Raw genomic sequence first — 9,210 nt, 5'->3', positions numbered from 1 at the left:
CTACGAGGTCGGCGACCACGGCAACCAGTCGCTCTACCGGGTCGGCGTGCGACTGCAGCTGACCGACGTCGAGGCCCGTGAGGACGGAAGCTTCGACATCGTCGCTGTAGGCCGCGACCGGATCCAGCTCGACCGGCTGCTGACCCACGGTGACTACCCCGTCGGCGAGGTCACCTGCTCAAGCGAGAGCGGCGGCTCGTCGGACACGACCGTCGTCGGTTGGGTGTCGCCGTCGGGGCTGTTGAAGGCGCTGACGTCGACCGTCCAGCCGTCGGCGCGGCAGATCGAGGCCCAGTTGCCCGTGAAGCCGCTGGTGTCGGAGCCGTCGCCGCCGTCGCCGGAGCGCGGCCACAGCCAGGACCCGTCGGGGAGCTGACGGCCCTCGGGCCCACACCTCTTCTCCGGCGAGTACGCCGTCCGCTTGGCCAGGCAGGCCGGATCGGCGGCGCACTTCTGCTCGCGCATCCCGCTGGCCCACGAGATGCACTCCTGTTCAGGGGAGCGGGGAGGCAGCGCCGGCGGCGGGTTGGCCCGATCGAACCCTCTCACGTCCGTGGCGGTCTCGGCGGCGTCGCGGATGGCCTGGCTCCAGGTCTTCTGGTCCGCGTCGACCAGCGACGCGTCACAGCCCGCGGGCTTCGGGCCGGGGTCCAGGGACCGGGCCCAGCCCTCCGGGTCGACGCTCCCGTCGTAGAACCTGACCTCGACGGCCGCGCCGTCGAGGCGCAGTCCGATCTCCAGGCCGCGCTGGTAGGGCGCATCGGGCTGGTCCCACACCGGCGTGGTCGTGAGGTCGGTGACCTCGCCGTCGGGCAGGTGGTCGAGCAGCCGCTGCACCAGGGCGTCGTCGTCGGGCAGGCCGCGCTGGCCGTCGCCCGGCGCGGTGCTTCCGCCCGCGGGCGGGGTGGCGACCGGGAGGTCGCGCGCCGTCCCGCCGCCGGGGGACGACGCCCAGGCGACGGCGCCGACGGCCAGGGCGGCGACCACCGCGCCGGAGACGCCGACGGTCGCGCGGCGCCGGCGCAGCCGACGGCGGCCCCGGCGGGCGCCGCCGGCCACCAGGTCCGCGACGTCCGGGTCCAGCCGCTCCGCGGCGCGCTCCATGACGGTGGTCAGGTCGTGCTCGTTCATCGCAGTGCCTCCTTCCGCATCCGCGCCAGGGCGCGCATGCTCCGATTGCGGACCGCTCCCGAGGTGAGTCCCAGGGCGTGCGCGACCTCCTCGACGGACAGGCCGTCGAGGTGCCGCAGCACCACGACGGCCCGGTCGACCGGCGCGAGGTCGGCGAGTGCCTCGGTGAGCGCGAGTCGCAGGTCGGTCGTCCCGGCGTGATCCGCACCGCCGTCGGCGCCGGCCGTGTCGAGGCCCGGCAGGTCGGCGTACGGCACCTCGGTGCTGCTCGCCCGCCGCCGGGCACTGATGAAGGTGCGGGTCAGCACCGTCTGGGCGTACGCCGCCGGGTTGTCCAGGCGCGGTCCGCGGCGGCGGTGCATCCGCACGTAGACCTTCGCCAGGGTCTCCTGGACCAGGTCCTCGGCCTCGGCCCGGTGGCCGCAGAGCAGCCACGCGGCGCGGTAGAGGTGTGGCGCCCGCGCGCGGGCGAACTCCTCGAACGGATCGGGGACCGGGGGGTCAGGCTCGAACACGGCACTCCTGGGACGTCGTTGCGCTTCCTCCTGTACGACGCATCGTGCGCCCATCCCGTCACAGGCCGTCGCCGCGGAAGCGGACCCCGCCGCGCGACACGCGGGGGCGGCTCCATCCTCGGGGCGCGGCGTGGGACAGACTGACCGGGTGCGTGCTTCCACCCTCCGCAGCGCCCTGCCCGCCTCGCTCGTCGTGCTGAGCCTCGTGCTCGCCGGATGCGGAGGTGGGGACGACGGTGACAAGAAGTCGGGGGACGGCGGGAGCTCGGAGACGACCCCGGAGCCGGAGGTGCCGCAGATCTGGCCGCTGACCGGCCTCGAGGCGGAGGCGGGCGAATCCGTCGAGCTGGACCATCCGGTGGTGGTGACCAAGATCGACAACTCGCCGTCGAGCTCACCGCAGGTCGGGCTCAGCAAGGCCGACCTCGTGGTCGAGGAGCTGGTGGAGGGCGGGATCACCCGGCTCGCTGCGTTCTACTACTCCCAGCTCCCCGGCGACATCGGCCCGGTCAGGTCGATGCGGGCCAGCGACATCGGCATCGTGGCGCCCGTCGGTGCAGTCATCGCGACGAGCGGTGCCGCTCGGGAGACACTGCCCCGCATCGACCGCGCCAAGATCAAGTATTTCAGCGAGGGCGGGCCCGGCTTCTACCGCAAGTCCGGCCGCAGCGCGCCGTACAACCTCTTCACCGACCTGAAGAAGGTCGCCGAGGCGGCCGAGGACGGCAAGACGTCGCGCCCGGCCGACTACCTGCCGTGGGGCACCGAGGCGGACTTCGCGGGCGGTACGCCGGCCCCCACCCTGTCCGCGCACTTCGGCAGCCGGACGACGAACTGGCGCTTCGAGAACGGCACCTACACCAACACGAACTCCAACGCCGCCCAGGGCGACCACTTCGAGGCTGGCTCGGTGCTGGTCCTGCGGGTGAAGGTGGTCGACGCCGGCTACACGGATCCCGCGGGCAGCTTCGTGCCGGAGAGCAGGTTCGAGGGCACCGGCGCCGCGCAGCTGTTCCACAACGGCCAGGTGGTCGAGGGCACCTGGTCCAAGGACAAGGTCAACTCGACGCTGACCTTGGCCACGGCTGACGGCGCGGAGCTCAAGGTCCCGGCCGGCAAGGTCTGGATCGAGCTGGTGCCGGTCGACGCCGACAACGGATCGGTGACCGTCGGCCAGTAGCGGCGGCCGTCACTCCGGGTCGGCGGTGCCCTTGCCGTCGGCGACCTCGACCGTGCTCGGCAGCGCGATGCCCTGCTCCACCAGGCTCTGCACGCCGGCGAGCAGGAAGCCGATGGCGCTCTCGACCCGGCGGGCCGCGGCCTCTGGGTCGGCGGCGGTGGCGACGGACTCGCCGGCCGAGGACATCGCGCCGAAGAAGATCCGCGCGAAGGTCTGCAGCATGTCCTCGTCGAGGTCCCACGCGCCCGCGTCGAGGGTGGCCCGGACGATCTCGACGATATTGGCGAAGGTCGAGCGCTCCTCCTGCTCGCGGTAGCGCTCGTAGCCGAGGACCGCGGGCCCGTCCTGGATCACGATGCGCCGGTACGGCGACTCCTGGACGACGTCGAGGAAGGAGCGCAGGCCCTCGGTCGCCTTGCGCCACGGGTCCTTCTGGCCACGCAGCGACTTCTGGATCCGCTTCGCCGCCTCCTGCTCGACCCGTTCGAAGACGGACTCGAACAGGGCCTGCTTGCCGGAGAAGTGGTGGTAGAGCGCGCCCTTGGTGACCCGGGCCCCGGACACGATCGCGTCGAGCGAGGTGGCGGCGTACCCCTTCTCGGCGAACAGTCGCTCCGCGACGTCGACGAGGGCTCGCTTGGTCGAGGCGGAGTACGACGCCCGCCGCGAGCCACCTGGAACGCCCGGCACGGGGACCTTGGGGACGAGTTTCGACACCGATGCCTTCGCCACCGACTCAGCATAGGCGCGCGTCGCGGTCGCGCGTGACACCGGTCACTGCCCGTCGTGGGCGGGATCACGGTGTCGTGCCCTTGGGCGTACCGCTGGTCTGCTCCATACTCGTAGTACGTACCAGCGGTATGTCGGATCTCCCGAGTCCGAACGACCGCCGATCGAACCGAGGAGTGCTGACCATGACCTGGACGGCCTTTCACAACCGGGGCGAGACCCTCCGCTCCGTCATCGCGACCTCCGCCGTCCGCCGTGACGGCATCCTGCCCATGGACGTCGACGGCGTGTCCACTGCGTTCCGCGACGAGCTCGACCTGCTGGCTGCCCTCACCCTGAAGTGGCACACCCGCCTGTCCGGGCAGATCGAGCGGATGCTCGCCCACCAGCCGATGGACCTCGACGAGGCCGTCGCGATCGCGTGGAGCAACACCGCCCACGAGCTGCCCGGCGTGCGGATGATCATCGACCACTACCGGACCCACCCGCTCGACGACGCGATGGCGTCGGCGATGGCCGTGGCCTGCTTCAAGGAGCGCCACCTGCTCGCGGTGATGGCCGGCCGCACCAGCCTCGGCGACGCGGCGGCGGCCCGGATCGGTGCCGAGATCGAGGAGCGGGCCCGCCTGCTCCACCGCGGCCTCCCGATGATCGCCCCGGACGCGGTGTACGTCGAGCCCGAGGTCCGCGGTTCGCTGTTCGAGCGGCTGCGTGCCGTGGTCGCCGCCTGAGGCGCCGGCCCACCGAACCCCTCCGGGTGCGGCCCCGGGCCCGACGCGACCTCCTCCCGGAACCGCGCCCGGGTCCGGGGTCGCTTTGCGTCCGCACAGGGGATGATGGAGGCATGTCGAGCGAGCTGAGTGCCGGAGACCTGCTGCTGGCGTCGCCCGACCTGTTGGATCCCAACTTCGTCGACACCGTGGTGCTGCTGCTCGACGTGAACGACGACGGCGCCCTCGGCGTCGTCCTCAACCGACCCACGGCGCTGCCGGTCTCCGAGGTGCTGGGGGAGTGGGGCGAGGTGGTCGAGGAGCCGGAGGTGCTCTTCCAGGGCGGCCCGGTCGCGACCGACGGCGCCCTGGCGGTGGCGCTCGCCGCGCCGGGAGGCGAGGACGCCGCCGGGTTCCGCCCGGTGTGGGACCGGATCGGCCTGCTCGACCTCGACACCCCGCGCGAGCTGGTCGACGGCAGCGTCGACCGGCTGCGGATCTTCGCCGGGTACTCCGGCTGGGGTGCGGGGCAGCTCCAGGCGGAGATCGCCGAGGGCAGCTGGTACGTCGTACCGGGGCAGGTCGACGACGTCTTCGGCGGTGACACCCGCGACCTGCGGCGTCAGGTGCTGCGACGCCAGCCCGGCGACCTGGCGCTGCACGCCACACGCCCGTCGGACCCGGAGCTCAACTGACCTTCCGCCTCGATTTGATACTTCAATGTCTCATGTGAGACATTGAAGTCTCATCTAGGAGGAGATCATGACGACCCGGGACACGGTGCTGGCCGCCGCCCAGCGCCTGCTCGCCACCGACCCGACCGCGTCGATGGCGCAGATCGCCACCGCGGCCGGTGTGGGGCGAGCGACCGTCCACCGGCACTTCGCCAGCCGCGAGGACCTGCTTCACGAGATCGGCCGCCGCTCGCTCGACCGCTGGGCCGAGAGCATGGCCGAGGCGGGCCTGGCCGAGGCCGTCGCGTCCGCCGATCCCGAGCGGATCCGCGCCTGCCTCGACGACGTGATCGGGCGCTTCGTCGTCGACGCCGACGAGCACGGGATCGCGTTGACCGACCCGACCGTCGTCAACGCCCCCGCCCTGCGCGAGCGCGCCGACGAGCTCTTCACCCAGGAGATCACGCTGTACGCCGCGGCCCAGGCCGCCGGCCTGCTGCGCTCCGACGTCCCGGCCCGCTGGCTGGGCCACACCGTCTACGGCCTGCTCGTCGCCATCCGCGACGCCCTCCTCGCCGGTGACATCGCCCCACGGGACGCGCAGGCGCTCGTCCGCTCCACGTTCCTCGAGGGAGGTGCGGTCCGATGACCGCCACGGCCCCCCGCAGCGCGACCCCGCGCACCGCCGCTCATCAGGACCGTCGCCGCTGGGGCGGCCTGGCCGTGCTCGCGGCCAGCCTGCTCGTCGTCGTGATGGACATGACCGTCCTCAATGTGGCGCTGCCCGACCTGACCGAGGACCTCCACGCCGGCGCGCTCGCGCAGCTGTGGATCGTCGACGTCTACTCACTGGTGCTCGCCGGCCTGCTCGTCCCCGTGGCGGCGCTCGCCGACCGCTGGGGCCGGCGCCGGATGCTGCTCACCGGCTTCGCCATCTTCGCCGTCGCCTCCCTCGGCGCGCTGATCGCGCGGAGCCCGGGTGACGTCATCGCGGTGCGCGCCCTGCTCGGCATCGGCGGCGCGATGATCATGCCGGCCACGCTCTCGCTGATCCGGGCGCTCTTCCCGGACGCCAGGGAGCGGGCGTTCGCCCTCGGCCTGTGGGCCGCGACCGCCGCCGTCGGCGGTGCCATCGGCCCGATCGTCGGCGGTGCGCTGCTCAGTGCGTTCAGCTGGCACGCCGCCTTCCTGGTCAACGTGCCCCTCATGGTGGTCGCGCTGGTCGCCGGGCTCCTCCTGCTCCCCGAGAGCCGGTCGGAGAAGCCCGGCCGGGTCGACGCGCTCGGCGTACTGCTCTCCGTGGGCGGCATGATCGCGGCCGTCTACGGCATCAAGCACCTCGGCAAGGGCGATCTCGACGTCGTCACCGTGCTCGTCCTGGTCGCCGGCTTCCTGCTGCTGACGCTCTTCGTGCGACGCTGCCTGCGTCAGGACGAGCCGATGCTCGCCGTCCGCCTCTTCGCCAACCCGGTCTTCCGCTCCGGTGTCGCCACGGCGCTGGTGAGCAGCACCGCGATGATCGCGCTGCTGTTCGTCGGCTCGCAGTGGCTGCAGCTGGTCCAGGGCTGGAGCCCGCTGATGGCAGGGGTCGCACTACTGCCGATGGCCCTCGGTGGCCTGATCGGCCCGCCGCTCGCTCCGGCCGTCGCCGACCGGTTCGGCGCGCGCAACGTCATCGTCGCGGGTCTCGTGGTCCTCGCCGCCGGACTGCTCACGCTGTGGCTGCTGCCCCGCCCGATGCCCTACGTCGGCATCGCCGTCGCGCTGCTCCTCGTCGGCTTCGGTACCGCGGCCCTGGGTCTCGGCTCCGCGCTGATCATGGGCTCGGCGCCGGTCCACCAGGCCGGTTCCGCCGCCGCGGTCGAGGAGATGTCCTACGAGGTCGGCGGCGTGCTCGGCATCGCCGTGCTCGGCAGCCTCGCCGGCGTGGTCTACCGCCACGGCCTCCCGGTGGGTGCGGATGCCGCGGCCGTCGAGTCCGTCTCGGGCGCGCTCGGGACGCCGTTCGAGTCGGCGGCGCTGGCGTCGTACACCGACGCGTTCGGGGTCGTCGGCCTCGTCGGCGCGGTGATCACCCTGGTCGTGGCGGTCCTGGTGTGGCGCGGACTCCCGAAGGACGTCGATGTGTCCGGCGGTCACTGACGACCACTAGACTGCACGACGTGACCACGATCGGCTTCTCGACAGAAACGGACGTCCGCGAGGACCGCCGCACGGTCCCGACCGATGAGGGCGACCACGAGCGTTTCTCCCACTACGTGGAGAAGGACAAGCTCACCGAGGCGATGGTCATGGGCACGCCGGTCGTGGCCCTGTGCGGGAAGGTCTGGGTGCCCAGCCGGGCGCCGGAGAAGTTCCCGGTCTGCCCGGAGTGCAAGGAGATCTGGGAGGGCCTGGGCGACGGCAAGGGCGATGGCAAGGGTCCGGAAGGGTCCGGTCCCGACGCATGACCTCGCTCGGTCCGGCCTGGCCGGAGCGGGCAGCCTGGGGCACGGCGCCGTCGCTGCGTGCCTGGCAGTCCGCCGCGCTGGCCGACTACCTCGCCCGCACCCCGCGTGACTTCCTCGCCGTCGCGACCCCCGGCGCCGGCAAGACGACCTTCGCCCTCACCGTCGCCGCCGAGCTGCTCGGCCGGCGGCTGGTCGACCGGCTGATCATCGTCGCGCCCACCGAGCACCTCAAGATGCAGTGGGCCGAGGCCGCCGCGCGGGCGGGCCTGCCGATCGACCCGACCTACTCGGCCGGCTCCGGCAAGATCTCCAGCGACTACGTCGGCGTCGCCGTCACCTACGCCGGGGTGGGGGTCAACCCGCTGGCGATGCGGATCCGCACCGAGCGCTTCAAGACCCTCGTCATCCTCGACGAGATCCACCACGCCGGTGACTCGATGAGCTGGGGCGAGGGGGTGCGGGAGGCCTTCGAGCCGGCGGCGCGCCGGCTGGCGCTGACGGGTACGCCGTTCCGCTCCGACATCAACCCGATCCCGTTCGTCACCTACGCGCCCGGCGAGGACGGCGTGCCGACGTCGGTGGCCGACTACACCTACGGGTACGCCGAGGCGCTGTCGGACCACGTCGTGCGGCCGGTGCTGTTCCTGGCCTACTCCGGACAGATGAGCTGGCGGACCCGGGCCGGCGACGAGGTCGCCGCGTCGCTGGGAGAGCCGCTCACCAAGGACATGACCTCGCAGGCGCTGCGCACCGCGCTGGATCCCCAGGGCGCGTGGATCCCGTCGGTGCTGGCCGCGGCCGACAAGCGTCTCTCCGAGGTGCGCCGCCACGTGCCTGACGCGGGTGGGCTCGTGATCGCCTCCGACCAGGACAGCGCCCGCGCCTACGCCAAGCTGCTCAAGCAGATCAGCGGCGAGTCGGCGACGGTGGTGCTCTCCGACGAGAAGGCGTCGTCGAAGAAGATCTCGGCCTTCAGCGAGGGCGACAGCCGCTGGATGGTCGCGGTCCGGATGGTGTCCGAGGGCGTCGACGTCCCCCGGCTCGCGGTCGGCGTGTGGGCGACGACGACGTCGACGCCGCTGTTCTTCGCGCAGGCCGTCGGCCGCTTCGTGCGCGCCCGCAAGCGCGGTGAGATCGCCTCGGTGTTCCTGCCGTCGGTGCCGAACCTGCTCTCCTTCGCCGGGGAGCTCGAGGCGCAGCGCGACCACGTCCTCAAGCGCAAGGTCAGCAGCGACGGCGACATCTTCGCCGCCGAGGAGGACCTGATGAACCAGGCCAACCAGGGCGACGGCGCCTCCGACGAGCTGGAGATGATGCCGTTCGAGGCGCTCGGCTCCGAGGCGCGCTTCGACCACGCGCTGTACGACGGCGCGCAGTTCGGTCACGAGGGCGAGGTCCACGTGGGCTCGGAGGAGGAGATGGACTTCCTCGGCATCCCGGGCCTGCTCGAGCCCGACCAGGTCAGCGCGCTGTTGCAGCAGCGGCAGGCGGACCGCCGTCGTACCCGGCGCCCGGAGTCGTCCGGGACCGAGCGTGCGGCCGACACGGTCGCCGAGGTGACCACGCACGAGCACCTGGGTCTGCTGCGCCGCGAGCTGAACTCGCTCGTCGCCTCGTGGCACCACCGCACCGGGCAGGCGCACGGGATCACCCACGCCGCCTTGCGCAAGGAGTGCGGCGGACCGGCGGCGGCGGTCGCCAACGGCGACCAGCTGCAGAAGCGGATCGACCGGATCCGGGAGTGGGCGGTCCGCAAGACGTCGTGACCCACGCACGGGCCGCCCTATAGGGAAGCCTGGCCTAACTTAGGTTACGCTGCGT

General features: G+C 72.4%; 10 protein-coding genes and 1 pseudogene. 8 read left to right on the top strand and 3 right to left on the bottom strand.

Going from position 1 to position 9,210, the window contains the following annotated elements; translation table 11 throughout:
* Positions 1 to 46: 46 nt before the first annotated feature.
* Positions 47 to 121, top strand: a pseudogene (locus tag KVF89_RS30575) (LON peptidase substrate-binding domain-containing protein); the annotation flags it as partial.
* Positions 122 to 153: 32 nt separating this feature from the next.
* On the opposite strand, the gene KVF89_RS06515 reads toward KVF89_RS30575, so the two are convergent.
* Both KVF89_RS06515 and KVF89_RS06510 read right to left on the bottom strand, forming a co-directional pair.
* Positions 154 to 1,131, bottom strand: coding sequence for a hypothetical protein (locus tag KVF89_RS06515; protein ID WP_257424412.1), 978 nt, complete (start codon positions 1,129 to 1,131; stop codon positions 154 to 156).
* Positions 1,128 to 1,646, bottom strand: a complete 519-nt coding sequence (locus KVF89_RS06510) for a SigE family RNA polymerase sigma factor (protein ID WP_257424411.1) — start codon at positions 1,644 to 1,646, stop codon at positions 1,128 to 1,130. The genes KVF89_RS06515 and KVF89_RS06510 overlap by 4 nt, the downstream gene beginning before the upstream one ends.
* 148 nt (positions 1,647 to 1,794) lie before the next feature.
* Between KVF89_RS06510 and KVF89_RS06505 the strand changes: the two genes are divergently transcribed.
* Positions 1,795 to 2,826 (top strand): DUF3048 domain-containing protein, encoded by a 1,032-nt coding sequence (locus tag KVF89_RS06505; RefSeq protein ID WP_257424410.1) that lies wholly within the window; start codon positions 1,795 to 1,797, stop codon positions 2,824 to 2,826.
* 9 nt (positions 2,827 to 2,835) lie between these two features.
* Here KVF89_RS06505 and KVF89_RS06500 read toward each other — a convergent pair whose 3' ends face one another.
* The gene (locus KVF89_RS06500) at positions 2,836 to 3,558 is read right to left on the bottom strand and encodes a TetR/AcrR family transcriptional regulator (protein ID WP_257424409.1); all 723 of its coding nucleotides are present in this window, start codon (positions 3,556 to 3,558) and stop codon (positions 2,836 to 2,838) included.
* Positions 3,559 to 3,740: 182 nt separating this feature from the next.
* Here KVF89_RS06500 and KVF89_RS06495 point away from each other — a divergent pair, with 182 nt between their 5' ends.
* The 6 genes from KVF89_RS06495 to KVF89_RS06470 all read left to right on the top strand — a co-directional run bounded on the left by KVF89_RS06495 (position 3,741) and on the right by KVF89_RS06470 (position 9,155).
* The gene (locus KVF89_RS06495) at positions 3,741 to 4,286 is read left to right on the top strand and encodes a hypothetical protein (RefSeq protein WP_257424408.1); all 546 of its coding nucleotides are present in this window, start codon (positions 3,741 to 3,743) and stop codon (positions 4,284 to 4,286) included.
* A 113-nt stretch (positions 4,287 to 4,399) separates the two neighbouring features.
* Positions 4,400 to 4,960, top strand: coding sequence for a YqgE/AlgH family protein (locus KVF89_RS06490; protein ID WP_257424407.1), 561 nt, complete (start codon positions 4,400 to 4,402; stop codon positions 4,958 to 4,960).
* A gap of 67 nt (positions 4,961 to 5,027) precedes the next feature.
* Positions 5,028 to 5,588, top strand: a complete 561-nt coding sequence (locus KVF89_RS06485) for a TetR/AcrR family transcriptional regulator (RefSeq protein ID WP_257424406.1) — start codon at positions 5,028 to 5,030, stop codon at positions 5,586 to 5,588.
* Positions 5,585 to 7,081, top strand: a complete 1,497-nt coding sequence (locus KVF89_RS06480; RefSeq protein ID WP_257424405.1) for an MFS transporter — start codon at positions 5,585 to 5,587, stop codon at positions 7,079 to 7,081. Before KVF89_RS06485 ends, KVF89_RS06480 begins: the two co-directional genes overlap by 4 nt.
* A 20-nt stretch (positions 7,082 to 7,101) precedes the next feature.
* A complete protein-coding gene (locus KVF89_RS06475; RefSeq protein WP_372497868.1) occupies positions 7,102 to 7,389 on the top strand; it encodes a DUF3039 domain-containing protein in 288 nt (95 codons plus the stop codon).
* Entirely contained in the window at positions 7,386 to 9,155 is a 1,770-nt protein-coding gene (locus tag KVF89_RS06470; protein ID WP_257424404.1) for a DEAD/DEAH box helicase, read from the top strand. Before KVF89_RS06475 ends, KVF89_RS06470 begins: the two co-directional genes overlap by 4 nt.
* The last annotated feature ends 55 nt before the right edge of the window (positions 9,156 to 9,210 follow it).

Origin of the sequence: Nocardioides carbamazepini (assembly GCF_024614185.1) — a bacterium.
GTDB classification, from domain to species: domain Bacteria; phylum Actinomycetota; class Actinomycetes; order Propionibacteriales; family Nocardioidaceae; genus Nocardioides; species Nocardioides carbamazepini.
This window is presented reverse-complemented; position numbering and strand designations above follow the sequence as displayed.

Bases quoted from the DNA above. Each gene is read 5' to 3' on its own strand.
- KVF89_RS06515 (WP_257424412.1), bottom strand. From the start codon at position 1,131: ATGAACGAGCACGACCTGACCACCGTCATGGAGCGCGCCGCGGAGCGG.
- KVF89_RS06485 (WP_257424406.1), top strand. From the start codon at position 5,028: ATGACGACCCGGGACACGGTGCTGGCCGCCGCCCAGCGCCTGCTCGCC.
- KVF89_RS06470 (WP_257424404.1), top strand. From the start codon at position 7,386: ATGACCTCGCTCGGTCCGGCCTGGCCGGAGCGGGCAGCCTGGGGCACG.
- KVF89_RS06495 (WP_257424408.1), top strand. From the start codon at position 3,741: ATGACCTGGACGGCCTTTCACAACCGGGGCGAGACCCTCCGCTCCGTC.
- KVF89_RS06480 (WP_257424405.1), top strand. From the start codon at position 5,585: ATGACCGCCACGGCCCCCCGCAGCGCGACCCCGCGCACCGCCGCTCAT.
- KVF89_RS06490 (WP_257424407.1), top strand. From the start codon at position 4,400: ATGTCGAGCGAGCTGAGTGCCGGAGACCTGCTGCTGGCGTCGCCCGAC.